Raw genomic sequence first — 23518 nt, forward strand, 5'->3', positions numbered from 1 at the left:
CCTAATTACCTCGCTTACCTGATACATGGCTACGCCAGTTACCTATACATATTCATTCCATTTTCATTCTTGTTTAAACTAGGTGGGGAACTGCTCCACGATGTGGCAACAGGTATATATCCAGAGTCTGAGGATGAACAAAAACCTATGGTTTTAGCTGGCTTTCTTACCATCACCTTTTTAATAAGTGGCGTTTTGATAGGAGATATAAACCACCTAATTTCATCTTCACTTTCGCCGAGCCGAAAGAGCGGTGACGATATCACAGGCTATTGGTACCGATATAATGACGGCAATTGTTTTGTCGATACTGAAGTTGTTTATATATCAGAAAATTCAATTTATAATGTGAGTAAGGGGAGTAAAAATAAGATATTTTTGATTAAAAAATCTGATATAAAAAATAATAAAGTCTTTATGATTCTCAATGCAAATAAACCAGAATCGAAGCATTTAGAATTTACTATAGATTACAGAGATGTAGGAAGCATATTGGAAGCGGTGAAATGGAAGATCGGAGGTAAAACTCGACGAACGAAAGGCATTCGCTTTTTCCCGCAATTCAGTCTTGCAAAGTGTCACTACCCAACCATAAAAGGTCGTATACAAGGTCTTTGGAAGGACAAGATAGACACCAGTCGGGACATTGACGACATACCGAGCATCAATTAATGCGTCCTATGATTATTCTTTGAATATGTTGATGGGGAGCAGCTTTACGCAACCTGTCTTTGACCAGACATATACTCACGTGCTGCGTCTCGTGCAGTCTCTGAGGAGAATCGACGAAGCATTGAGAGCAACTCATCGACTTCACCGAAGGTCACAGATTTATAACGCTCTAAAATACGTTCAATCATTGTGCGGGTGAAGCGGTATTGATCGCGGGGATCAAGCACAGAGCCTTGTTCAAGATAGACTTCAAAGGCAATGGCAAAGGCTGGATAAGCCTCCTCAGGAAGGCCAGCTTTGAGATAAAGCGTGCGCAATGCGCGGGATGAATTGTCGTTTAACAAAGCCATCACGCGCGAAGCGGATGCGTCACAAAGAAGCGACAGGGATTCTACAAATAAGTGAACTTGGCCTGCACAAATTGCCCGCAAAAGAAAAACAGTCGTCAGCTGCATTGTATCACGCAGATGTTCAACCAATTCTGGAATTTCATCGTCATCCATATTGCGAACAAGCGTCAGTGTTGCACGGTCACGGGCTTCTCGCGACACGTCTTCAACACGTCCAGCTTCCATTTGCCGCGCTTCAACAGCACTGACGCAAAGAGCATCACTCATATTTGCCAAAATCAGTTGGCGTGCAGAGATGGGAAGGTTGTCGCGTTTTAAAAGCTCTTGCTGCATCGAAGGATCGATACCAAAGCGCTCGGTCAAGCGGAACAATGTTCGCGGTAAAATTCCGGCATTAGGATTGCTAAGCAACCTCATACAAACCCGGTAAGGCGTCACTTCAGCAATAGCCGCACTAACAACCGGAGAAACTTCCTCACGGGCCGCGACGGCTAATTGAAATGGAAGCGAACGGCTAGCCGCAATATCAACCAATTCAGAATCGATCAACAAAGGAGAGCGAGCCGCAACCATGGCGCCAATTTCTGGCCTATCATCAAGTAGACCCAAAATCACATGACGAGGCGCTTCTTCAGCACCCGCTAAAGCTTCCGCCAGAGCAAGCCGCACGCCATCTTCTGGGTCATCCAAAAGAAAGGTCATTGCTGCTTCCGCAGCATCAAAATCATCAGATGATAAATGGGATTCAAGATAGGCCCGCGCAAGAGCGTTTGTTGCCTTAGCTCTCTTTTCAGGAGGCGCGGTCGTTACCCATTGAATGAACTGTTCTACGATCATGAAACGCTGTGCTTAGTTTTGATTGAAGACAACCTACCGCGCAAAGCCTTAATTCTTCGTTCACCCTGTTTTGAAAAAGCAACAAAACAAACTTATTTATTCACTTTTTTGATAAGCTTTTAAGTATTGCACAAGATCAAGCGGCAGGTCAGTCTTGCCAAACTCTGAACTTGTAATGATCTGCGGCTTTAAACTATCGCTAATGGGTGGCGACACCGGATCGTTGAATTCAGTTAAACTTCCTTGATTAAACACAGACGGCGTGGCGGGAGCTTGTTCAGCCACCACAGCCGCATCCTCGCGCCCATAACGACTAGGTATCGTGCCTTGATAACTATCTGCTTGCACAGCTCTCGCTCCGCCAATTGGGTCCGCAACGCCCGTGCCTTCCGCCGCATAGCGTGATTTTGGCAAGAAGAAGGAAGAACCATCTTTGGGTTTTGCCCCAAACAGAGCATCAAAGCCCGCTTCCCGCCCCTCAAGCCCCGCAGAGAACGCCGTTGCAGCAGAGCCAAAATGCCCCGCAAGAAACGCAGCTTGCGCTCCATCAACTTTCGTTTCACCCGAATTTTGCCCCGTCTCAGCAGCATGGCTTTTTAGAATATTGTCCGGCTCAGGTCTCAAGGGCAAAGGTTCACCAACATCATGGTGCTTACTAATCAGATTTGCATAGACTTGTTGCACAGTATTGCTGTCGCCACCCTTGCCATAAAAAAGTGCCTTGTTGGCTTGGGCCGCTTGCGGAAATATATCGCTCGCTTTTTGCGTCGGGTTTGATTGAGCTGCAGAAATCAAATCCGCCGCTCCCTTAGCACCTAGAAAATGGGCGATATACAATTCACCCGCAGTTGGTTCAAGGCCAGTTGCTTGTTGCAAATAAGCTTGATTTTTCTGTGTCAAAACACCGGCAAGATTGGCTGACAGAACAGGGTCTTTACGAAGGTCTAGTATCTGTTGGCGACGCTCAGGGTCTGCGACAGTATACTTTCCATCGCTCCCCTTTTGAATGGCATTAGCCTCTGACGAAAGCCCGAATTTTGCACCATCGCTTTTAACCGTTGAAAGCCACGTTTGCTCAATAAACTGGAACAATCCTGTCGCGGATGAGGTATCTGCAGATAAGCCAGGTCTGAATGAACTTTCGCGGTATGCCGTCTTCACGAGGTAATCGAAATCAACGCCTGTCGCTTGGGCAGCACTTTTGAGGGCGTTTCCAACCCTCTCGCTTGCGCTGTAGCCATTAACTGATACGTCTTCGATTGAAGTCATTTTCTTCAGAATCCTTCATTTCGAAGGTGGCGAAACATGGTAAATAAAATCTTAAGGCCTATCGAGAGAGAACGGTTTATCAGCAACCGAATATTCCATATAGCCCATACGTGCGAGCGGCTTCACAATTGTCGAATCAAAAAAGCCGTCCGTCAGTGCATCATCGCTGATGTGAACGCCAACAACTTCACCAAGCACCATGATCGCTCCCGTCGGTTCGCCAAACTGGTCGATCAACGGTTTTGTTTCTAAATGCACACATTCAAGAACAGCATAGGCCTCTTCAACATAAGGCGCATCAACCATGCTGCACGTTTTTTGGGTCAGGCCCGCAAGGTCAAACTCATTTATATCAGATGAAACGCCAGCCGATGATTTGTTCATCTGATGGGTCAGCGCTTCACCGACCAAATTACAAGAAAACGCACGCGTCGCATCCACGTTTGTAGAGCTATCTTTTGGACCTTCCGAGGAAAAATAAACAATTGGCGGGTTGCCGCCCACCATGTTGAAAAAGCTATAAGGCGCAAGGTTCGGCGTTCTATCACCCGCAAAACTTCCGATCCAGCCAATTGGCCTTGGTGCAACCAGCGACTTAAACGGATCGCGCGGCAAACCATGATTGCCTTTTCTGGGTTCATAAAACATATAAAACGTCTCCAATTTAAGTCGCTTGGGAATGTTCCGCTTAAGCGGCGGAACCAGACCATGTGGTTGTGATGTCATTGATAACAGGCCGAGGACGTTCGCTTGGCTCGATGGTTGGTGAACCAATATGAATAAATCCAGCAAACCTCTCCCCCGCGCCAGCACCAAGGTGGCGAGCGGCTGCCTCGTTGAACGTATACCATTCCGTCAGCCATTGACCGATATAGCCATAACCGTAAGCTGCGTGAATGAGATTGAGGCACACGGCCCCTGCTGAAAGCTCTTGTTCCCATATGGGAATTTTGTGATCTTTGATCGGGCAACTCACCACACCAATTACCAAGGGAGCACGGGCAAAGCGGATTTTCTCAAGCTCTAATCTTTCCTCAGATGCCTCTGCATTCTCACTGCCCCAAAGTTGGGATAGGTAAGTGCCAATCTCACCGCCAGCAATTTGCGGGTAAACAACAAACCGCCACGGCGCAAGTTTTCCATGGTCTGGCACCCGCGCTGCAATCTCAAGCATGGCGGCAATCTTCGTATCATCTGGTCTATCACCAGCTAAATTTAATGACGGAACAGAGCGTCGTTTTTGCAAATGAGATAGCAGGACCTCATTTTTCTCAGCATTTTTTAAGGGTGTTGACATCATTTGTCCCAATTTTGCAGTGCATTTTAGCAATTCGGCTTGATCCGAACGATGGAATATCGCTAGGGTTCGCTAACCTATGATCAACCTAAGCTAAAATGGAATTTGTTCAATCGTGAGAAAGACTTTCATCTCAGGTTTTTCAGCCGAAATACTCACAAAAACTTACGCAGCCATCGTGTTTGTAGCAATGGTTTTTACGTTTTATGCCGTTGATCTAAGCGCGCAAGGAAAAGCGTCCGCCCAATCACTGCCAACAGGCGCAAAAGTTTTACCGCTTCCAACTGTCAGACCAGACGATCGAAGCAAACCGCTTCCGACATTCAAGCGGGATACATCAGAAGACACCATTTTCCCAAATGAAGCCGCAACACTCAATCTGAGTGCGACCATCGCTGGTAGCGACGAAGCATTGGAAAAAGGCATGACTTGGCGAATTTACAGTGAAGTACCAGGGGCAAATGGAAAGCTTCCGCTTCTAGGGACCTACAGCGGCGGCAAAGCCAACTTTCGGGTGAAGGCAGGCTATTATCTGGTTCACGGGGCATTTGGTTATGCTGGGCGAACCAAACGCGTCAAAGTCTTACCGCCAACAACCAGCAGCGCCTTTGAAATCAAAGCAGGTGGCCTACGCCTTAACGCAGCCTTTAGCGAAGGCGACATCATCCCGTCTAAATATCTGCGTTTTGAAGTCGCTCGCCATGAGGGAAGCGGACTGCGCACCGTGGCAAATGATCTAGAAGCCAACGAATTGGTTCAACTGAGTGAAGGCAATTATCACGTCACCAGTCATTTCGGTGATATCAATTCACAAGCAACGGCGGAAGTGCGCATAAAAACCGGCAAATTGACTGAGCTAACGCTCTATCAGCGCGGCGCTGAGATCAGCCTAAAACTCGTCAGTGAAGCAGGCGGAGAAGCGCTCGCAAACACCTCTTGGACCGTCCTCACACCGGGCGGCGACCCTGTGGCTAACACCATCCCAAGCTCGTTTCCAAAGTTGGTTTTGGCCGCTGGCGACTATATCGCTTTCGCGCAGCATGAAGGCAAAAACCACTCAAAACAATTCTCGATCGAAAGTGGTCTACATAAAGACGTAGAAGTTATTCTAAAGCCATAATTAGAACCACAACGACGAACAGCATTAGCCGAGAAAATGATGCCGACGATTTCATTAAATGACGCCCGCACACCTGATGATATGCGCATTTATGCCATTGGTGACAGTCATGGCTGTCTTGATGAGCTAAAAGCGCTTGATCAGATGATTTCAGATGACTTGCTCGCGCGACCTATTGAGAGCCACAAGATCATCTTCCTCGGTGACTATGTTGACCGCGGCCCCGATTCTGCGGGTTGCTTACAATATTTGCTGGAACGCCGTGCCGCTGACCCCAATGTGGTTTGCTTGAAAGGCAATCATGAAGATAAGTTACTCCAGTTTTTTGAACACCCATTGAGGTTTGCAAACTCATTTTTGACCTATGGGGGCGTAACCTTTGCATCATCCTACGCAGTTACAGCGCCACAAGTAGCCGCCAGCGAAGCACGCATAAAATCATTCGCAAATGAATTGAATGAAGCAGTTCCTCAATCACATATAGAATTCCTACAGACACTAGATATCTCGCATATTGCAGGAGATTATATGTTTGTTCACGCAGGTATTCGCCCGAATTTACCCTTAGGAGACCAATCCGAACTCGATATCATGTGGATTCGGGACGAGTTTATTTCGTATCTTGGTTTACATGAAAAGGTCATCGTTCATGGCCACACACCCCACCAAAAGCCAGAAATCATGGCAAACCGCATTAATGTCGATACGCTTTGTTATGATACGGGTAATTTGACGGCGGTGGTGCTTGAAGGAAACGAACACCGCTTCCTTCAAACCAATCCATAAGCCGAGGGGCTACCCCCTATTCGTCGCGCAGTAGGTCGGGTGCTGTTGCTTCTTTAGTAAGAGACGCAATCGCTTCATCAAGTGTCATTGATGTTTGATGCTTTGAACCCAAACGACGAATATTCACCGAACGCTCTTCAGCCTCGCGCATACCACAAACGACAATCGCTGGAATTTTCGCCAGTGAATGCTCACGCACTTTGTAGTTGATCTTCTCATTGCGGAAGTCAGTAATGACCTTAATACCCGCCTTCTTAAGCGTGGCAGCCACTTCACGACCGTAATCATCTGCGTCAGATGTGATCGTTGTCACAACCGCTTGCACAGGCGCCATCCACAATGGGAAATGGCCTGAGAAGTTCTCAATCAAGATACCAAGGAAACGTTCCATTGAGCCGCAAATTGCGCGGTGGATCATCACAGGGTGCTTCTTCTCGCCATCGGCATCAATATAGAAAGCGCCGAAACGTTCAGGCAAGTTAAAGTCTACCTGTGTCGTACCACATTGCCATTCGCGGCCAATCGCATCGCGCAAAGTATATTCGAACTTAGGCCCATAAAATGCGCCCTCACCTGGTAAGATGTCTGTGGTGATCTTGCCATCAGATTGTTCTTCGATGGTTTTAAGAACTTCACCCATCACACTTTCAGCACGATCCCAAAGCTCATCAGAACCAACACGCTTTTCAGGACGGGTTGAGAGCTTCACGACAATTTCGTCAAAGCCGAAGTCGGCATAGGTCGACAAGATCAAATCATTGATCTTGAGGCACTCTTCCGCCATTTGCTCATCGGTACAGAAGACGTGCGCGTCATCTTGTGTAAACGCTCGCACGCGCATCAAACCGTGCAACGCACCAGATGGCTCATAACGAGATACCGCACCAAACTCTGCCATACGCAACGGGAGGTCGCGGTAAGATTTCAAACCATGCTTGAAAATTTGCACGTGGCCCGGACAGTTCATCGGCTTAATTGCGAAGGTGCGATCATCTTCAGTCGATGTCACAAACATATTCTCGCGGTACCATTCCCAGTGACCTGATGTTTCCCACAAGCCTTTATCGAGAATTTGCGGTGCGTTCACCTCATCATAGTCTTCTTCCAAACGGCGGCGCATATAGTTGACGAGGTTTTGGAATAGCGTCCAACCCTTCGCATGCCAAAACACAACACCTGGTCCTTCTTCTTGGAAGTGGAACAGATCCATCTCGCGGCCAAGCTTACGGTGGTCACGCTTTTCAGCTTCTTCCAACATATGCAAATAAGCTTTGAGGTCTTTGTCAGACGCCCACGCTGTGCCGTAAATGCGGGTCAGCATTTCGTTGTCGCTGTCACCACGCCAATAAGCGCCCGCAACTTTCATCAACTTAAATGAATCGCCAACCTTACCAGTCGTCGTCATATGCGGCCCACGGCAAAGGTCGATCCAATCGCCCTGCGCATACATTTTCAAGTCTTCCCCTTCAGGGATCGCATCAACAAGCTCTACTTTATAGTCCTCGCCTTTCGCGGCAAAATGCTCTTTCGCTTTTTCGCGTGACCAAAACTCTTTGGTGAAAGGCTTATTGCGCTGAATGATCTCGCGCATCTTCTTCTCAATAACAGCGAGGTCATCAAGGGTAAAAGGCGTCTCGCGGGCAAAGTCATAATAAAAGCCGTTTTCAATTACCGGCCCAATGGTCACTTGCGTATCAGGAAACAGTTCTTGCACGGCTTCAGCCAAAACGTGGGCGCAGTCGTGGCGAATAAGTTCAAGCGCGTCGTCATCTTCACGCATAACGAATTCAATCGCACTGTCTTTGCTAATTGGATCACTGAGATCAGACAATTCGCCGTCGAGTTTCATCGCGACAGATTTCTTGGCCAAAGATTTAGCAATGCTGGTTGCGACATCGAGGCCAGTTACGCCTGCGTCGAATTCACGTTTATTGCCATCGGGAAATGAAAGGGTAATCATAAGCTTTTCTCCTAGCTCAATCGCCGCGCACAAATGCGGGTAAGCGGGTTGTTTTTATACTGCTCGTTTTGCGATGATTTTGATTGAAAAATCAACCCCTATTGGCGAGCCAACACAAGCTTATCAGTCAAGCCGTGTGTCTGGATCAATATGCTTACCCGTCCAGCGGGCATATCGCCATGGCAAATACCAACGTGCACGGGCGTCTAATTCTTTATCGACAGGATCATATCCAGAGGTGCCAAACGGACCACAACGAATGAACCGCGCCAAGGTCATCCAAAACCCTGCCCAGCCCCCATGCCGCTTAATCGCCTCGTCCGCATAAGCAGAACAAGTCGGCTGATGGCGACAATTTTGGCCAAGCAGCGGTGAAATGGCGAGGGAATAAATGCGAATTAAACGTCGAAGCATGGTTTCAATCTACTAAATTTGGAGAAAAAGTCACGGTTTTCTGTGCAGCCAATGTCATTTCTCCATTCATTTCCAGCTATTTAGGCCGCCACTCACGGCGCCGTGATAATGGCGCGTGATTTTGTCAGGGTTGTTTGATTGGTGTTTGATTGAACCATTTCCCACTTGGTTATTAACACAGACAAACAGCTAAAAATAACGATGGAGACAAACAATGAAAACACTTCTTTCACTTACAGTACTCGCCGGTCTTATGGCTGCATCAAGCGCTCACGCAGACCTTAAAGTCGCTGAATTCAACCTTGGTGAGCCAAATTCAACAAAGATCACCGTTGTTAATTCGCTTAAAAGCCACCGCAATCCATCTGCCGGAACTGTTGATATCGGCCTAAGCGACAAAGAGCTGAACAACCTATTTCAGAACTTAAAGTTCAACAAATAAGAAACCAACCAGCAAAGGGACCTTACAATGAAGATTCTTATCTACACAGCAATAGCAATCATCGCGCTCACCGTTGGTGCGTCTGCTTTGGATAATTTTCTCTCAACCCACGTAAGTGAGCTACAGCCAGCCAAAACCATTGATGTTGTTGTCGCTCAAGCCAGCTTCTTTGCATAAAGATAAGTTTGAGAACTCGCCTTAAGCGCATTCACATTGTTCGAATGCATCAACAATCGCATCAAAAGCGAGCAAAGTGCTTGCGTGGCGGGCTTTGTAATCACGGACAGGCTCTAAGTATTTAAAGTCGTCAAACTTGCCATTGGGTGGCGGGCCATTGTCTTTCAACATCGCGTGCATGGTTGATTTTAACGCTTTAAGCTCTTCAACCGATGTCCCAACAACATGACGTGCCATAATGCTGGATGAAGCTTGGCCCAAGGCACAAGCCTTAACCTCATGGGCGTAATCTTTGACAACACCATCTTCAACGATGACATCCACAACAATGGTAGATCCACATAATTTAGAATGCGCTTTGGCACTGGCCGACGGGTTATCAAGTCGCCCTATCCGCTCGATATTGCCTGCAAACTCAAGGATTTTACCGTTATAAACATCATCAATCATGGAGAAGTCCAAAAAAGTTTATCGAAACGTTATTGTCATATGCCGCAATTACACCCATATAATTAACGAGGGTTGCAGCACACTGTATACCCATAGTACTATTAAGTGCGAGTGATAGCGCCATAAGCCCCTCGGGGCAACTTAAGGTAACAGGATCACGCATGTTTGGAAACAGTTCTGGGCGACCAGATAAACGTTAGAACAGGAGCGATCCTATGGACGCAATTGTAAATCAAGAACAGAAGAATACCGACCAAAACAAGCCTGATCGGGCTAAAGTTGAAGAGGCCGTGCGCACGCTTTTAGCGTGGACAGGTGAAGAAGTGGACCGCGAAGGTTTGCTAGATACACCAAAACGCGTAGCAAAAGCCTATGGCGAATTCTTCAAAGGCTACGACGAAGATCCAGCCGAGGTTCTAAAAACCACATTTGATGATGTGGGTGGTTATAGCGACATCGTGCTTGTACGCGATATCCCCTTCTATTCACATTGTGAGCACCACATGGTGCCGTTCATCGGCACGGCGCATGTTGCTTATTATCCTTCAAGCGGCGTGGTTGGCCTGTCTAAACTTGCCCGTGTTGTGGATATTTTCGCCCGTCGCCTTCAGACCCAAGAAAATTTGACCACACAAATCGCCTCCACCATTGATGAGAACCTCAAACCTCGCGGTGTTGCAGTTCTTATGGAAGCAGAACACATGTGTATGTCTTTGCGCGGCGTTCAAAAAGCAGGTGTTTCAACTGTCACAACTGAATTCACAGGCATCTTCAAAGAAGAGGCTGACGAGCAGGTGCGCTTTATGCAGTTGATCAGAGGATTTGGAAAATAACCTCTTTTGTCATAGAAGATCGCTAGACATTTTTACAGCGGGCTACTTGCCTGTTTAGGGACTAGCGATCATGACACTTTTCAAATTACCAGGTGATAAAAACTCACTTGAAGAAGGCACTGAACTCACCCCAAAATTTGCAGCTGACGGATTAATCCCGTGCATCGCACAAGATGCCGAAACGGGTGAAGTCGTGATGTTCGCTTTTATGAATGAAGTATCCCTTGCCAAGACACTTGAAACAGGTGAAGCGTGGTACTGGTCTCGCTCTCGAAAAGAGCTATGGCATAAGGGTGCAACGTCGGGCTCAATACAGACCGTAAAAGAAATGCGCACGGACTGCGACCAAGATGTCATCCTCATCAAAGTGAGTACGGCAGGTGATGGCTCCAACTGCCACCGCCATGTTAAATCCTGCTTTTATCGCACCGTCGATATCAACACCCAAAGCCCTACAAATAGCGCGCTGACACATCATGACGAAACTGAATAAACCTGAATCAGATTCTTAACCTCAACCTCTTGAATCTCTTCGTGAACTTGAAGTGAAACCCACCCCAAACACTCGAATCAACTCCTTATCAAGTGAATGTAAGTTGTTGTTATTAAATAAAATTCCCACATTCATCTTATAGTTACAACTCAATGTTATGCTTTAGATCCGCAAGGAGTGTGAGAATGCAGAAACCATCAATAGGTTTGGCACTGGGTGGCGGTGCCGCAAAAGGCTGGGCCCATATCGGCTTTATGAAAGCGCTGGATGAAGCGGGCATTAAACCTGACATCATTACTGGCACTTCCATGGGTGCTGTGGTTGGCGGCTGCTGGGCTGCTGGCAAGCTTGATGAACTTGAAGATTTCGCTCGCTCACTCACACAACGTCGCGTCTTCGCGCTGCTGGATGTGAGCCTGACGGGAAGCGGCCTTATCAACGGTAGCCGTCTTGCAAAACTATTGATGAAAAATTTGGCTGGCATCCAAATTGAAGACTTAGATACCTCCTTTAGTTGCTTGGCGACTGAGCTTGAAAATGGCAATGAGATCTGGCTGTCGAGAGGCAACCTGAGCCAATCCTTACAAGCGTCTTACGCCCTGCCCGGCATTTTCAAACCAGTGAACATCGACAATCGCTGGCTTATAGATGGCGCTCTGGTCAACCCTGTTCCGATCACCGCGTGTCGGGCGATGGGAGCAAATTACGTGATTGGCGTCAGCCTATCGACCGCAGGCGTGGGCATGGGAACCGTCATTGCAAACTCGATGATGAACAACACCCCATCCCAGACAGAAAACCATGATCAGATAGGCAACATGCCGAGCGCATCTCCTAATGACGAAGATCACGGTGACACTAAGAATTCACTTGATGGCCAAATGGCCGATGAGAAGAAAGACGCGCCAGGTATTTCGTCCGTGCTGGTTCAGTCATACAACATCATACAAGATCGCGTCGCCCGCTCACGATTAGCAGGCGATCCACCCGATACGCTTATCATGCCATCGGTTGGCGATATTGGCATGTTCGATTTTCATCGCGCAGGCGATGCCATTGATGCAGGCTATGCCGCTGCCCAAACCATCGTGCAGCAACTTGCACCAGCAAAAGAACCGATCGCTCAAACTGCTTGAATGTAAGCGCGAATATCAGCCGCTTCACGTTCAACTTCTTCAATGCGATGTTTCACCACATCGCCAATTGAAATGACGCCTGAAAGTTTGCCCGCCTCAACAACCGGCATATGCCTAAAGCGGCCTGCCGTCATTTTCTCCATAACATCATTGACTGTCTCATCTTCTGAACATGTCACAACGTCTTTTGTCATCACATTGGCAACGGGCCATGAGAGAACACGTTCGCCCTCATCAGCGATCGAACGAACAAGGTCACGTTCTGAAATAATGCCGATTACCAGTTCGTTGCTATCACAAACAACAAGAGCACCAATGCGTTTTTCGGCAAGCATCCCAAAAACAGATGCTAAGGTTTCGTTTGGCCCAACCGTAATCGTGCCTCGTCCCTTTTGATTGAGCAATTGTCCAAGTTTCATTGTATTTGCCTCCTTTTCATGTGATCCCTTGACCCTGAATAGCGCTAAGACAAACCAGGGCACTAAACTTTAGTATAACACAAAAGGGACGATTCGTCCGCGTAAGGCGTCAAAAACTTTAAGGTGCCGTGAGATTACGAGCCGGATCCAGAATTGGGAAAAGAAAAAGGCCCGCCAAAAAGCCGCCTATATGCGCCTCCCAAGCAATGCTAGCCTGCCCGTCAATTACCCCCGAACCTAAGCCAAACAACAAATTCACCGCGAACCAAATCGCCAAAAAGCTTGCCGCTTGTGTGTTCTTCAACATTTCCAGAATGGACAAAGACGGAAGGAAGTATGCACCAGGATGTTCTGAACGCGGCCGCCCCAAAGGTCCATAAGGCACAAAGGCAAACCGTGCGGCACAAGCCATATGAGCAGAAATTGCCGCAGATGCTCCCACAACAGGAATGCTGGATCCAAAATTAGTCAACAAATGCAAGCCAGCACCCGCAATTGTTCCAAGTACAGTGATGAGCAAGAAACGCGCTGCACCAAAACGACGCGCAAGAGCACTACCAAACACCAAAAGCCAAAACCCATTAACAATCAAATGGATCCAGTCCCCATGGATCAAACCGTAGGTTACAAAAGTTCCGTACGGACCAACAACTGTATCTGGAAAAAGATCCCCCCAACGCACCATGAGTTCGGAATCGAAACGAACAGGGAAAAATGCAAAGCTCAACAGCAGCTCACGATCACCCGCAGCACTTAAAACATATTCACGAAACAGGTGAACCCCAGTCATTATCGCCACAAGAATGAGTATAACAGTCGGCACGTTGAACGCAGGTTGGCGCTCTGGCTGCCCTAACAACTCTGGGTTCTCGTCATCATGGTCTTGATTATTATAGTCGGACAAGGATATTCGCCTTTCAATCGTTTGGCGAATTTTAGCAAAACTTTCTCATATAGCGATACATAGCATCAAAAAAGCTTCATAAATTTTCTGGTTATCGTGTTCAGGGCAAAAAAAATGCCGTTCATCTATTCGATGAACGGCAGGTCGCATCCCAACAACCAGTCTAGTTTTAACACGCTCAAGGAGCGGAGAAGTTAACGAGGTATTAACACCCAATTCCCACCCCCACAAGCTTAACTGTTCGTTAACGTTAACAAGCCGTTAAAAGCACCCTCTCCTCTCCAATTCACAAAACTGGCACACCCTCTGCAACACCCTCATTAAACAGACATGTTGGCGATAAAAGCTGCTCCAAAATGGGACAGCTCGGTCAAATACAAAAAATAATTGTCCCAAGAGAACCATTTTGGGACCGTCTACTAAGGGTGGCAGATTTGAAACACGATCATACGAACGAGCTCTACATATACTGGAACCGGATTCGAGGCCGTAGAACTGCACCCGAACGCTCAGCAATTGAACCAGCTGACATTCGCGGCATACTCAAAGATACGTTTATCTTGAAGGTCGATGATATTGACACCTATTCATTCAGACTTGCTGGAACGCGCACATGCAGCGTCTTTGGGCGTGAACTCAAAGAGAACAATGCTTTAAGCCTGTTTGAGAAGGAAAGTGCCGAAGCCGTCCAAACGCTTTTTCACAGTGCATGCCAAGATAGCACCGTCAGTGTGCTGGGACTAATTGGCAAAAACAAATCGGGCCAATCGATGCCACTCGAAATGCTCATCCTACCTCTTCGCCTCAATGGCAAAACTGATGCCCGTATCATTGGCAGTATCGTTCCGTTGAAGGTGCCATATTGGGCAGGTATCGAACCAATTGAAGACTTGCACCTTGCAAGTTTGCGAATGATCATGCCGCACCAACATAAAAACGAGATCTCTCGTCCCCTTGCAAGTGAAGATACATCGCCAAACGTTGTCCCCTTCACGGTTAGAGGCGCGCGGCGGGTCAAACACCTCCAAGTTCTTGACGGTGGCGCACAATCGTAGTGCGACGCCATAAAAAAACACCTACAAAAGCCTGTTTTGGACACCAAGACAGGCTTTTACTTTATATATTTTAAAATTTACGGCTACAAACAAGGAGTTGTTAACTCTGTCACTATATTCTGGCAAACAACAAAACAAAAAATTGTCGGAAGCAAATGTTCAGTCCTCTAAAATCAAAAAGACAACGAGCTGATATGCCGAAATTGGACCGGCGTAGCTTCCAACGTGTCAAAATCAATACCCTTGGCCGTTACATGCTAGCCAACACGCAAGAGTTTCCGTGCCAAATACGGGATATGTCACCAGGTAGCTTGGCAATGACCTGCCCTGTTTCTGGCGAGCTTGGTGAAAAAATTATTGCTTATATTGATCACGTCGGTCGTGTAGAAGGCCAGATCACGCGCCTTTTTGACGGTGGCTTTGCCATGTCCATTGAGGCAACAAAGCATAAGCGCGAAAAACTTTCAGCTCAGCTTACTTGGCTGACAAACCGCCATGAGTTGAACCTTCCTGAAGATCGACGCCATGATCGTGAAGCGCCAAATAATCCATTTACAAAGGTAACTTTGACCACTGGACAAGAGCTAAACGCGAGAATTTTGGATATGTCCCTATCAGGTGCTGCCCTCTCATTCGATGTGAAGGTCGAAATTGGCACATTGTTGATGGTTGGCAAGGTCAGATCACGCGTTGTGCGCGTCTTTGAAGAAGGCGTCGCTGTTGAATTTGCCAAAGTGCAAGCAGGCGAACCCAAATAAATCCTCTGCAAGACAGTTTTTTCGTAAAAGCCGGCCCTCTTTAAGGCCGGCTTTTTCGTTTCAAGTGCATAAAAAATTGAAGCAGCACGATCTACGAAATCGTTTTCCTCTCAAAAAGAGCCATTTCGTAATCAATCATTCATCATGATAAACTGTGCGCAGATCTTTTTTAAAAAGAATTTGACGCCATTTTGGGTTCGATTTTTGTCTCGACCTCCCCTTTGAACAGCACTTCCTCATTTTCAAAAATGAATTTCAGCGCTATCCAGCCCAGAATATGGTGTCGATCGGGGCTAAAACATGCACGACTTCAAGGCAATTCATCAGCAATCTGACAATGACAAAAATCAGCGTTTCCACATCTATCCAACGCCATCGAAAAACAAACTAAACTATTGTAATAATTAAATTATTTTCAAAAAACACCCACCAAGAAACACCCCTTGTTGGCGCGACATTTCATCATCCCCCTATATAAGACACCTGCCTTCAGTGCCGTTAGATACAATTTTAGATAAAAATGAATCTATTTTGATTCTACTTTTCAGAAACTTTTCGAAACATTTGAATAAATACAACATCTAATTTTCTAGGTATTTGAATAAAAACAAGTATTAATTTGAATAAAATGCAGTAATGGATATTTTTCTGAAGTAAAAACATTCCGAATACATTTGGCTCCATCGAAATGTGGGAGTTTAGATATGTTTGGGACTACAAGATTTCTTATTAAATTCGCAGTAGCAGTTACACTTGTTACAACAGTAGCTAATCAAGCCGAAGCTAGTAATGGCGCGTTCATGAAAACTGCGGGTCAGACTAGTATTCCAATTGGCCATTACCAGTTCTGCAAAACAAGCCCTGAAGAATGCCGCACAAAAACACGCGGTGATGTTCGGGTGAAGCTTAATGAACAAAACTGGAATGCTTTGTTGAAGGTAAACTATGACGCAAACCTTCAAATCGCGCCATTCACTGATGCTGAGCTTTACGGCACTGAAGAATTTTGGACTTATTCAGACACAGCAGGCGATTGTGAGGATTATGTTCTCGTAAAACGCCGCGCTTTGATGGCAATGGGTTGGCCGCCAGCAGCGTTGCTTATCACTGTCGTTCGTCAAGCCAACGGTGAAGGTCATGCAGTACTAACTGTTCGTACAGATCGCGGTGACCTCGTTCTTGACAACCTAGAGACAGAAGTCGTGCTTTGGAACCAGACTAGCTACACCTTCCTTAAGCGCCAATCAAAGAACCACACTGGTAGATGGGAAACCATCAACGATGGCCGTGTGAGTTCAGTTGGATCCCTCGCTACGAACTAATTCACTTTCCCGGTCGCATCCCACACTCCCCGTCCCACCCCGTGACCGGGTTACAGAGCCGATCCTTCCCCAGGATCGGCTCTTCCCCTTTTTAGGGCTTGTTTTGGAACAATGCCTAGTAAGAGAGACTAGATCGCTGCGGCGATCCCATCTCGAAAGCTCAATGCAAATTGAATGATCACTAAGCCTGTGCAAAAGCTCCACAAGGAAGCAATACCACTAGCTGCCACGACCCAACCAAGAGGACGGCCTTCAATTTTGCGGCCTCGAATGGAATTTCTGACAATGATAAAGGGGCCTGCAAACACGCAGAAAATGACCCCTGTAAAACCGGCCATCCACGATGAGTAGGTTACAGAGAACCCAACAGGTTCTGATCTAAAAATTTGCCAAAAACTTCCCAACACCGCCGAACATACAAAACCAGTGATGATAATGTAGCCTGTCAGCATAAGTTCAAACTGTGCCATTATATTTCGTTCCCCTTAATTTAACGGTCAAAAACGCGATTTTCGTGCCATTTTGATACGAAAAGCATCTCTTCTTCCATAACCTCGCAAGTTAGATGCCAAAAAGTGTGCGCATTCGCTTGTATGTGGAGACGCAGGGGAACTGAATCAGTAATAGTAGCGACGCTATTTATGGAGACCATGGCCGCCGATGAACCTATCGAAGAAGATCATATTCGGAATATTGTTTGTTCTCATATTCCTATGCGTGATCTTCATCGCGTTGCGGTTCTATACAAACCCCGAAACGCTGGGCGGTTTCTCATCGGATACCTCGTCGACGAATATCACAATCGCCGATACGCGCTTATATGTTCCAAAGAATATGATCCGTTTCAAAGAACAGCGCACAAGCCCTGCTCTGAGTAAGCTCGATCTATTCATCCAATGGCCAAGCATGAAGGGCTTCACAAAAGACGATGCTGCCACATTCCAGAATATCAATGGAACGAGTAATTTGGTTTTTGTAACGTTGGAAGTAGGAGAGCCTCTAAATTCGGCCGAGCAGAAACTCAATGGGTTATATCGCAGATACTTCTCAAAATCGCCTTGGCGTGGCCCTGCAGGGCTTATCGGCAATGAATTAGACCGTTCGTCGGGCTATTTATCGGAGGACGTATTATACGCTAAGCACGGCGACGACATCTTTTTGACCCGTTGCATGCAAAAAGGGAAATCCGGCACTTATAACCTTCAACCAACTTGTATCTATGAGTTTACGTTTGAAGACGGCATAAACGTCTATGTGCGCTTCCACCATTCACACTTGGCGGAATGGCAGGTTTTAGATGAACGCGTAAAGCGGTTGCTCGCTACAATGCGAACAACCAACTAATTCGCCTTAAGCTGCAGCAACATCAGCAAGGAATGCTTCGATAGTGCGATTTAGCTCATCAGTTTCCTGATTAACAGTTTCAACAGCTGAGTTCACTTTAACAACGGATTCACGCGTTTTTCGTGTCGCCTCGTCCAAGCTAATCATCGTTTGAGAAACATCTGACGTACCGATTGCCGCTTGTCCAACATTGTCAGAAATTGCTTGTGTTGCAGCGGCTTGCTCATCAACTGAAGTCGAGATTGTTGTCACTTGACTGTCAACATCGCCCATAATTGAAGCAATCCATTCAATGGCTTCAGCGGCGCCTTTGGTAGACGATTGAATTTCATTGATCTGCGTTGTGATATCATCTGTCGCTTTCGCTGTTTGGCTTGCAAGGCTCTTCACCTCACTCGCAACCACTGCAAATCCACGCCCAGCGTCACCTGCACGAGCAGCCTCAATGGTCGCATTAAGTGCCAACAAATTCGTCTGCTCTGCGATATCTTGAATAAGTGCAATCACTGCACCGATCCGGCTTGCAGAGTCAGCGAGGTCTTTTACTCGCTGATTTGTATCTTGAGCAGCTGTTGTCGCTTTGTTGACAATGCCTGTTGTGGTTACAATTGTATCACCAATCGCATTGATTGAATTGTTCAACTGTGTTGCTGAACTCGCGACGGAACTCACGTTCGCTGAAGCTTCTTCTGATGAAGACGAAGCACTAACGGCCTGTTCACTGGCACCGTCAGCAACTTTCAATAGATCAGTTGCTGTGGTGGCCACACCTTCCGTATTTTCGCTAACACGGGTAAGAGCTTTTGCTACATTACCTTTAAAGTCATTGATTAAACGCTCAATTCTTTGCTCACGTTCCTCGCGAGCCATCTGTGATGCACTAGCATCGTTTTCCAACCTAGCCCGCTCAATAGCATTCTCTTGGAAAATTTGGGCTGTGCGCGCAATATCGCCAACCTCGTCAGATCTTGTTGTAAAGAGCAACTGAATATCATTGCTACCTCCAGCCAGCTCTCTCATTTGATTAACAAGACGCGTAATTGGTGCCGTTAGAACACGACCAAGGAACAAGCCCGCAATCGCAACAATGAGGAGCAAACCAGAACCGATGGTCAACATGCGATCACGCATCGAATAAACAGGTTGAATCATTTCCGATTGCGCGAGCATTGCAATAACACGGTAATTCACACCGCCAAAATTAAGTGGCACGACGGATAAATTCATCAACTCACTTCGATAAGCCGTCGCAGAACCTGATACGGTTGATTTCAGATCACCGGCTGGAACAAACGGTAACTCAACTTTGGTTTTCAGGATATCATTGACCTTCGTGGAGGTTGAATCATTCCGCAACACCCCATCTGGGCCTACTAATGCGACTTCACCCGTCTCGCCTATACCACTTACTTCGCTGAAAAGTTCATTCAGTCGGTCAACAGGCATTTGGAAGGCCAAGACACCAATTCGCTTACCATTTTCATCATTCACCCCGTGAGCAATGAAACTCGCAGGCGCATTCGCGCTCGGTCCGTAAGGCGCAAAGTCTTCAAAAACAATTGGATTATCATCGGGAGCAGCAAAACCACGACGGAAAACCTCACCAAGATCAGTCGCAGACCATTTGCCGCCGTCTTTTTTGAAATTTGTTGCGTAATCAGCTTCTTTAAACACCGAATAGATCAAGTTCCCGTCTTCATTAAACAGGAAAATATCGTAGTAGCCGTGGCTTTCCATCAAATCCGTGTACCATGGATGGTACGTTTTATGCACCTTATCGTAATGACTACCAGATCCAGCTTCTTCAAGAAGGTGTTTCTCACCCAAAGGATGTGGATTGTCTTCTATATAGCTTTTCTGCAAAAGCTCCTCAGGATTTCCACCTAAGACTGACCATACATTCCACGCTTCAGAAAATTCTTGCACTGCTTTTACTGTGAAGGGGCTAGTCGCCGTCAATGTAACATCAGTCTGAATGCCATGGAGGTAATGTCCAAGTTCATTTGACATCGCAGTTGCACTAGAAGCTAATCGCTCAGCGGTAAGCGCCTCGATAGTACTTTTTGCTGTAAAGAAACTAACAGTACCAATTCCGAGGCCAACAAACATTGCCGCACCAACGATCATCGCCGGCATTTTTGCAGATAGCTTAAATTTCATTTCAAAATTCCTAGACATTTCCACCAACACAGGGCTGAAATTCTAGCTAACAATAGTTACCAACGTTTGAACGGAAACAAAACAATCAAAAAAAATAGGAACAATAACCTGATAACTGAAAATCGAAATATAAAACCAGAATAAAAAAAATCGAGCGTCGATAACGAACACTCGATTTATAGCAATCGGTAAATATGAATTCTTGCGGTATTATACGAATACTACAAAAATAGGTATTTAGGATACAACTCGATCAGTCTTGATCGAGGTCAATACCCAAAATGGCGATGTTCATGTCATAAGAAAGATCGCCATCTTCCTCGTCAGCATAGATAACACCAACAAACTCGTCTGAAATGTAAACTTCGACAGAATCTTTCTTGGTCGGTCGCCCTCTTACTTCCAAGGCATCCGTATTGAAGAGACCACGTAGGTAATTTTGTAGTTTTTGAAGTTCGGTCTTGTCCAAAACAGGCTCCGTTTTTTGAAAGTTGGAAACGATAAATTGTAATGCCGTCTATGGCATGCAGTTTAAACAGATGGAACCCTTGCGAAAGACAAACTTTGAGGAATTAGATGTTTTCACCGAGATAAAGGTCATCTTTCTCAGCCAAAATTTGATCCATACTGCGTGATGGTTCGGAACATCCTGTTTGCGAAACGACTTTTGCAGGAACACCAGCAACGGTCATCTCTGGCGGCACATCTTTCAAAACAACAGACCCCGCCGCAACACGCGAACAATGGCCAACTGTGATGTTACCTAAAACCTTGGCGCCAGCACCGATCAATACACCATCAGCAATTTTCGGATGGCGGTCACCACCTGCTTTGCCAGTACCACCAAGGGTAACATTTTGCAGGATGGAGACATTATCACCAATTACCGCCGTCTCTCCAACAATCACGCCCGTTGCATGATCCATAAAGAAGCCGCGGCCTATTTTTACCGCTGGGTTGATGTCGACTTGAAAACGCTCAGACACCGCTGATTGAATAAGCAGGGCAAAATCTTTGCGCCCGCGTGCGAGCAACCAATGCGCAAGGCGGTGGGCTTGAATGGCTTGAAAGCCTTTGAAATATAACAACGGCTCAATAAACCGTTCACAAGCAGGATCACGCTCATAAACAGCGGTAAGGTCGGCGCGGACAATTTCTTTTAAATTCGGCTGATCTGCAAAAGCTTCACGAAACGCATCACGTAAATCAGATGAACGGACGTCGCTAATCTCCAAACGATCAGAAATTCGCGCAGCAACCGCATCTTCAAGCCGCTCATGGTTTAACACTGCAGAATGCATCAAACTTGAAACCGCAGGCTCTTGTGCCACAGCAGATTCTGCCTCGCGGCGAATTTCTTGCCACATAGGATCAATTGTCGAAAGCACGACGCCTGTTGATGTATTTGCCAATATCATATCCTCAAGTCAGCTGCGTTTTTCAGCTCTTAATGCTCTATATAATGGCATTGCGACGAAATTAAAACAAAATGACGCATCAAAAGGGATGACCTATTCTTAAGGTAAATTGAATCGGCGGAAAACTCAGCATTTTGTTTGGATTTTTACTGCCCTATTTCAATTTCACGCATAGCCGCCATTTGCTCTTAAATTTGCCGCGATAAGAATTCCAAGGCTGCTTGTTTATAAACCTTATCGCCAACGGCCAGCATATGATTTCGGTTGGGTATGTCGCAGGCTTCAGCATTTGGTAGCAGCGAAACGAATTCATCCATATCGCCCGCAACATCATCTGTTGTGCCAACAGCCACCAAAACGGGCTGGTTTATGTTGCCAATTTGCTCTGCGCTAATTTGTGAGCGTGATTCTCTAATACAGGCCGCCAACGCCAAACGATCACTTTTTGTTTGGTCCGCAAAGGTTCGAAAAGCAATCGCTTGTGGATCAGTAATTGTCGCAGGATCCTCCGCCGCCAAACCATCGCCGATTTCCTTTGACCCTGGCACACCATTCACCATGCCCATAGCAAGGCCGCCAAAGATCGCAGCCTTCACACGCTCTGGATGGTTGAGACAGAGATAAGCAGAAATGCGCGCGCCCATGGAATAGCCCATTACATAAGCTGAGCGGATATGAAGATGGTCCATCAAACGGCGCACATCTTCCGCCATATTCATTGAGGTGTAATGCTCTGATTCATATAGCTTTTCACTGCTACCATGGCCTCGGTTATCATGTGCGATCACACGATATCCAGCCTGTGTCAGTGTTTTAACCCAACCTGGAAAAATCCAATTTGTTCCCGCGTTGGAGGCAAAGCCATGAACCAGAAAAATCGGTTCGCCTTCGCCCTCGTCCAAATAGGCAATCTCAACACCATCTGAATCGAAACTATAAGGCATGCTTGGCATAGGGATTCTCCGCGTTTGTTTGTCCATCATGTAGCGTGTTGATGAAAAACTGTGAATAGATCAAATGGCTATAAAACTTTTTTGTACTAGCATCTCGCCAAATCAGCACCTATTCTGTAACTGCTCTAAAGCACTAAAAACGGAAAACACAAATGGCAGATGCACCTATCCCACACTTCTCCAATGATTCTGGCGTAGAACAGATCGAAATCGGCGTGAAGAAGTTCATGTGTGTCGGCGCTTCGGCTCCGTTCGACCATCCGCACGTCTTTATCGACATGGGTTCGGAAAATGAGAAGGTCTGCCCGTATTGCTCAACGCTTTACAAGTATAACCCGCATTTGACGGCTTATGAGACTGTGCCTGAGGGCAATCTCTATAAAGAAGAAACAGCCGCCTAGCCTGTGACAAACAGCGCACCCCTCACAATTGTTGGTGCTGGGATTGCGGGGCTAACGACTGCCCTTTGCTTACATCGGCGCGGTATTGCCTCTAAAATCATTGAAAAACGCCCATCCCTTGCAGATGAAGGGGCTGGCATACAAATAACGCCGAATGCATTTCATGTGTTGGCAGGTCTTGGCCTTGGTGACGTTTTCAAACAACGCGCCCACGCGACCCAAGCCGTCACTATACGGGCGAGCACGACCCACCGCGAAATTGTGCAAATGCCCTTGGGCGCCCCCTTCGCCAAACGTCATGACGCGCCCTATCTCGTAGTCCATCGCGCTGATCTCATGGGCGTATTGCATCAAGCATGTAAAGACGCGGGCATTCCCATCCACTTTGGTGAGACGTTGGATGAGCAGAACGATACGCCCGTTATCGGTGCAGACGGTGTTTGGTCCACCACGCGCCAACGCATTGGCAACGTCGAGGCCAAATTCTCAAACCGCATTGCGTTTCGTGCAATCATAGACGCGGCGAGCGGTGAAGCGTTTGATAAAAC

The 23518-nt window shown here is 46.7% G+C and carries 28 protein-coding genes; 14 read left to right on the top strand and 14 right to left on the bottom strand.

The window, feature by feature from the left end:
• Positions 1–672 (top strand): hypothetical protein (locus ABJO30_14240; protein MEP3233980.1); only part of this gene is annotated, 672 nt, incomplete at its 5' end.
• A 44-nt stretch (positions 673–716) separates the two neighbouring features.
• Here ABJO30_14240 and ABJO30_14245 read toward each other — a convergent pair.
• The 4 genes from ABJO30_14245 to ABJO30_14260 all read right to left on the bottom strand — a co-directional run bounded on the left by ABJO30_14245 (position 717) and on the right by ABJO30_14260 (position 4425).
• Entirely contained in the window at positions 717–1859 is a 1143-nt protein-coding gene (locus ABJO30_14245; GenBank protein MEP3233981.1) for a DUF2336 domain-containing protein, read from the bottom strand.
• Between the two features lie 96 nt (positions 1860–1955).
• Positions 1956–3128: a lytic transglycosylase domain-containing protein gene (locus ABJO30_14250; protein ID MEP3233982.1), complete on the bottom strand. Its 1173-nt coding sequence runs from the start codon at positions 3126–3128 to the stop codon at positions 1956–1958.
• 51 nt (positions 3129–3179) lie between these two features.
• On the bottom strand, positions 3180–3776 hold the full coding sequence (locus ABJO30_14255) for a flavin reductase family protein (protein ID MEP3233983.1): 597 nt from the start codon (positions 3774–3776) through the stop codon (positions 3180–3182).
• Positions 3777–3816: 40 nt separating this feature from the next.
• Positions 3817–4425 carry a nitroreductase gene (locus ABJO30_14260; protein ID MEP3233984.1) on the bottom strand — a complete coding sequence of 203 codons (609 nt, stop codon included), beginning with the start codon at positions 4423–4425 and terminating at the stop codon, positions 3817–3819.
• A 115-nt stretch (positions 4426–4540) separates the two neighbouring features.
• Between ABJO30_14260 and ABJO30_14265 the strand changes: the two genes are divergently transcribed.
• A complete protein-coding gene (locus ABJO30_14265; GenBank protein ID MEP3233985.1) occupies positions 4541–5545 on the top strand; it encodes a hypothetical protein in 1005 nt (334 codons plus the stop codon).
• Between the two features lie 36 nt (positions 5546–5581).
• A complete protein-coding gene (locus ABJO30_14270) occupies positions 5582–6331 on the top strand; it encodes a metallophosphoesterase family protein (GenBank protein ID MEP3233986.1) in 750 nt (249 codons plus the stop codon).
• A 16-nt stretch (positions 6332–6347) separates the two neighbouring features.
• Here ABJO30_14270 and thrS read toward each other — a convergent pair whose 3' ends face one another.
• Together thrS and yidD are read right to left on the bottom strand one after the other, a co-directional pair.
• Entirely contained in the window at positions 6348–8291 is a 1944-nt protein-coding gene (thrS, locus tag ABJO30_14275; protein MEP3233987.1) for a threonine--tRNA ligase, read from the bottom strand.
• A gap of 123 nt (positions 8292–8414) precedes the next feature.
• On the bottom strand, positions 8415–8705 hold the full coding sequence (gene yidD, locus ABJO30_14280) for a membrane protein insertion efficiency factor YidD (protein ID MEP3233988.1): 291 nt from the start codon (positions 8703–8705) through the stop codon (positions 8415–8417).
• 214 nt (positions 8706–8919) lie between these two features.
• On the opposite strand from yidD, the gene ABJO30_14285 reads away from it, so the two are divergent.
• Together ABJO30_14285 and ABJO30_14290 are read left to right on the top strand one after the other, a co-directional pair.
• Positions 8920–9147 (top strand): hypothetical protein, encoded by a 228-nt coding sequence (locus ABJO30_14285; GenBank protein MEP3233989.1) that lies wholly within the window; start codon positions 8920–8922, stop codon positions 9145–9147.
• A 27-nt stretch (positions 9148–9174) separates the two neighbouring features.
• Positions 9175–9324, top strand: a complete 150-nt coding sequence (locus tag ABJO30_14290; protein ID MEP3233990.1) for a hypothetical protein — start codon at positions 9175–9177, stop codon at positions 9322–9324.
• Between the two features lie 21 nt (positions 9325–9345).
• Here the strand turns inward: ABJO30_14290 and ABJO30_14295 are convergent, their stop codons facing one another.
• On the bottom strand, positions 9346–9774 hold the full coding sequence (locus tag ABJO30_14295) for an iron-sulfur cluster assembly scaffold protein (protein MEP3233991.1): 429 nt from the start codon (positions 9772–9774) through the stop codon (positions 9346–9348).
• 215 nt (positions 9775–9989) lie between these two features.
• On the opposite strand from ABJO30_14295, the gene folE reads away from it, so the two are divergent.
• The 3 genes from folE (at position 9990) to ABJO30_14310 (ending at position 12236) form a co-directional block, all read left to right on the top strand.
• The gene (gene folE, locus ABJO30_14300) at positions 9990–10607 is read left to right on the top strand and encodes a GTP cyclohydrolase I FolE (protein ID MEP3233992.1); all 618 of its coding nucleotides are present in this window, start codon (positions 9990–9992) and stop codon (positions 10605–10607) included.
• Positions 10608–10677: 70 nt separating this feature from the next.
• The gene (gene hisI, locus ABJO30_14305; protein ID MEP3233993.1) at positions 10678–11100 is read left to right on the top strand and encodes a phosphoribosyl-AMP cyclohydrolase; all 423 of its coding nucleotides are present in this window, start codon (positions 10678–10680) and stop codon (positions 11098–11100) included.
• A gap of 185 nt (positions 11101–11285) precedes the next feature.
• Positions 11286–12236 (top strand): patatin-like phospholipase family protein, encoded by a 951-nt coding sequence (locus ABJO30_14310; protein ID MEP3233994.1) that lies wholly within the window; start codon positions 11286–11288, stop codon positions 12234–12236.
• Here the strand turns inward: ABJO30_14310 and ABJO30_14315 are convergent.
• Together ABJO30_14315 and ABJO30_14320 are read right to left on the bottom strand one after the other, a co-directional pair.
• Positions 12224–12655 carry a CBS domain-containing protein gene (locus ABJO30_14315; protein ID MEP3233995.1) on the bottom strand — a complete coding sequence of 144 codons (432 nt, stop codon included), beginning with the start codon at positions 12653–12655 and terminating at the stop codon, positions 12224–12226. The two genes, ABJO30_14310 and ABJO30_14315, sit on opposite strands and share 13 nt — an antisense overlap.
• A 118-nt stretch (positions 12656–12773) precedes the next feature.
• Positions 12774–13559: a rhomboid family intramembrane serine protease gene (locus tag ABJO30_14320; GenBank protein MEP3233996.1), complete on the bottom strand. Its 786-nt coding sequence runs from the start codon at positions 13557–13559 to the stop codon at positions 12774–12776.
• A 434-nt stretch (positions 13560–13993) separates the two neighbouring features.
• Here ABJO30_14320 and ABJO30_14325 point away from each other — a divergent pair, with 434 nt between their 5' ends.
• The 3 genes from ABJO30_14325 to ABJO30_14335 all read left to right on the top strand — a co-directional run bounded on the left by ABJO30_14325 (position 13994) and on the right by ABJO30_14335 (position 16694).
• Positions 13994–14614, top strand: a complete 621-nt coding sequence (locus ABJO30_14325) for a PAS domain-containing protein (protein MEP3233997.1) — start codon at positions 13994–13996, stop codon at positions 14612–14614.
• Between the two features lie 194 nt (positions 14615–14808).
• Positions 14809–15372 carry a PilZ domain-containing protein gene (locus ABJO30_14330; GenBank protein ID MEP3233998.1) on the top strand — a complete coding sequence of 188 codons (564 nt, stop codon included), beginning with the start codon at positions 14809–14811 and terminating at the stop codon, positions 15370–15372.
• Between the two features lie 800 nt (positions 15373–16172).
• Positions 16173–16694 (top strand): transglutaminase-like cysteine peptidase, encoded by a 522-nt coding sequence (locus ABJO30_14335; GenBank protein ID MEP3233999.1) that lies wholly within the window; start codon positions 16173–16175, stop codon positions 16692–16694.
• A gap of 128 nt (positions 16695–16822) precedes the next feature.
• On the opposite strand, the gene ABJO30_14340 is transcribed toward ABJO30_14335, so the two are convergent.
• The gene (locus ABJO30_14340; protein ID MEP3234000.1) at positions 16823–17164 is read right to left on the bottom strand and encodes a hypothetical protein; all 342 of its coding nucleotides are present in this window, start codon (positions 17162–17164) and stop codon (positions 16823–16825) included.
• A gap of 262 nt (positions 17165–17426) precedes the next feature.
• On the opposite strand from ABJO30_14340, the gene ABJO30_14345 reads away from it, so the two are divergent.
• Entirely contained in the window at positions 17427–18038 is a 612-nt protein-coding gene (locus tag ABJO30_14345) for a hypothetical protein (GenBank protein MEP3234001.1), read from the top strand.
• 6 nt (positions 18039–18044) lie between these two features.
• Here ABJO30_14345 and ABJO30_14350 read toward each other — a convergent pair whose 3' ends face one another.
• The 4 genes from ABJO30_14350 to ABJO30_14365 form a co-directional block, all read right to left on the bottom strand.
• Positions 18045–20198 carry a methyl-accepting chemotaxis protein gene (locus ABJO30_14350; GenBank protein MEP3234002.1) on the bottom strand — a complete coding sequence of 718 codons (2154 nt, stop codon included), beginning with the start codon at positions 20196–20198 and terminating at the stop codon, positions 18045–18047.
• 253 nt (positions 20199–20451) lie between these two features.
• A complete protein-coding gene (locus ABJO30_14355) occupies positions 20452–20667 on the bottom strand; it encodes a DUF3126 family protein (GenBank protein ID MEP3234003.1) in 216 nt (71 codons plus the stop codon).
• A 103-nt stretch (positions 20668–20770) separates the two neighbouring features.
• Entirely contained in the window at positions 20771–21616 is an 846-nt protein-coding gene (gene cysE / locus ABJO30_14360; protein MEP3234004.1) for a serine O-acetyltransferase, read from the bottom strand.
• A gap of 188 nt (positions 21617–21804) precedes the next feature.
• Positions 21805–22569: an alpha/beta hydrolase gene (locus tag ABJO30_14365; protein ID MEP3234005.1), complete on the bottom strand. Its 765-nt coding sequence runs from the start codon at positions 22567–22569 to the stop codon at positions 21805–21807.
• A 152-nt stretch (positions 22570–22721) separates the two neighbouring features.
• Between ABJO30_14365 and ABJO30_14370 the strand changes: the two genes are divergently transcribed.
• Together ABJO30_14370 and ABJO30_14375 are read left to right on the top strand one after the other, a co-directional pair.
• The gene (locus ABJO30_14370; GenBank protein MEP3234006.1) at positions 22722–22970 is read left to right on the top strand and encodes a zinc-finger domain-containing protein; all 249 of its coding nucleotides are present in this window, start codon (positions 22722–22724) and stop codon (positions 22968–22970) included.
• Positions 22971–22973: 3 nt separating this feature from the next.
• The coding region (locus tag ABJO30_14375; GenBank protein ID MEP3234007.1) for an FAD-dependent monooxygenase at positions 22974–23518 on the top strand (545 nt) is incomplete at its 3' end.

This window comes from Hyphomicrobiales bacterium, from assembly GCA_039973685.1.
Lineage (GTDB): Bacteria > Pseudomonadota > Alphaproteobacteria > Rhizobiales > JACESI01 > JACESI01.

Excerpts from the sequence above, each read along its gene's own strand:
- ABJO30_14315 (MEP3233995.1), bottom strand. The coding sequence starts at position 12,655 with ATGAAACTTGGACAATTGCTCAATCAAAAGGGACGAGGCACGATTACG.
- ABJO30_14335 (MEP3233999.1), top strand. The coding sequence starts at position 16,173 with ATGAAAACTGCGGGTCAGACTAGTATTCCAATTGGCCATTACCAGTTC.
- ABJO30_14260 (MEP3233984.1), bottom strand. The coding sequence starts at position 4,425 with ATGTCAACACCCTTAAAAAATGCTGAGAAAAATGAGGTCCTGCTATCT.
- ABJO30_14310 (MEP3233994.1), top strand. The coding sequence starts at position 11,286 with ATGCAGAAACCATCAATAGGTTTGGCACTGGGTGGCGGTGCCGCAAAA.
- ABJO30_14350 (MEP3234002.1), bottom strand. The coding sequence starts at position 20,198 with ATGAAATTTAAGCTATCTGCAAAAATGCCGGCGATGATCGTTGGTGCG.
- folE (MEP3233992.1), top strand. The coding sequence starts at position 9,990 with ATGGACGCAATTGTAAATCAAGAACAGAAGAATACCGACCAAAACAAG.
- ABJO30_14295 (MEP3233991.1), bottom strand. The coding sequence starts at position 9,774 with ATGATTGATGATGTTTATAACGGTAAAATCCTTGAGTTTGCAGGCAAT.
- ABJO30_14365 (MEP3234005.1), bottom strand. The coding sequence starts at position 22,569 with ATGCCAAGCATGCCTTATAGTTTCGATTCAGATGGTGTTGAGATTGCC.
- ABJO30_14255 (MEP3233983.1), bottom strand. The coding sequence starts at position 3,776 with ATGTTTTATGAACCCAGAAAAGGCAATCATGGTTTGCCGCGCGATCCG.
- ABJO30_14285 (MEP3233989.1), top strand. The coding sequence starts at position 8,920 with ATGAAAACACTTCTTTCACTTACAGTACTCGCCGGTCTTATGGCTGCA.
- cysE (MEP3234004.1), bottom strand. The coding sequence starts at position 21,616 with ATGATATTGGCAAATACATCAACAGGCGTCGTGCTTTCGACAATTGAT.
- hisI (MEP3233993.1), top strand. The coding sequence starts at position 10,678 with ATGACACTTTTCAAATTACCAGGTGATAAAAACTCACTTGAAGAAGGC.
- thrS (MEP3233987.1), bottom strand. The coding sequence starts at position 8,291 with ATGATTACCCTTTCATTTCCCGATGGCAATAAACGTGAATTCGACGCA.
- yidD (MEP3233988.1), bottom strand. The coding sequence starts at position 8,705 with ATGCTTCGACGTTTAATTCGCATTTATTCCCTCGCCATTTCACCGCTG.
- ABJO30_14270 (MEP3233986.1), top strand. The coding sequence starts at position 5,582 with ATGATGCCGACGATTTCATTAAATGACGCCCGCACACCTGATGATATG.
- ABJO30_14290 (MEP3233990.1), top strand. The coding sequence starts at position 9,175 with ATGAAGATTCTTATCTACACAGCAATAGCAATCATCGCGCTCACCGTT.
- ABJO30_14245 (MEP3233981.1), bottom strand. The coding sequence starts at position 1,859 with ATGATCGTAGAACAGTTCATTCAATGGGTAACGACCGCGCCTCCTGAA.
- ABJO30_14330 (MEP3233998.1), top strand. The coding sequence starts at position 14,809 with ATGCCGAAATTGGACCGGCGTAGCTTCCAACGTGTCAAAATCAATACC.
- ABJO30_14340 (MEP3234000.1), bottom strand. The coding sequence starts at position 17,164 with ATGGCACAGTTTGAACTTATGCTGACAGGCTACATTATCATCACTGGT.
- ABJO30_14370 (MEP3234006.1), top strand. The coding sequence starts at position 22,722 with ATGGCAGATGCACCTATCCCACACTTCTCCAATGATTCTGGCGTAGAA.
- ABJO30_14250 (MEP3233982.1), bottom strand. The coding sequence starts at position 3,128 with ATGACTTCAATCGAAGACGTATCAGTTAATGGCTACAGCGCAAGCGAG.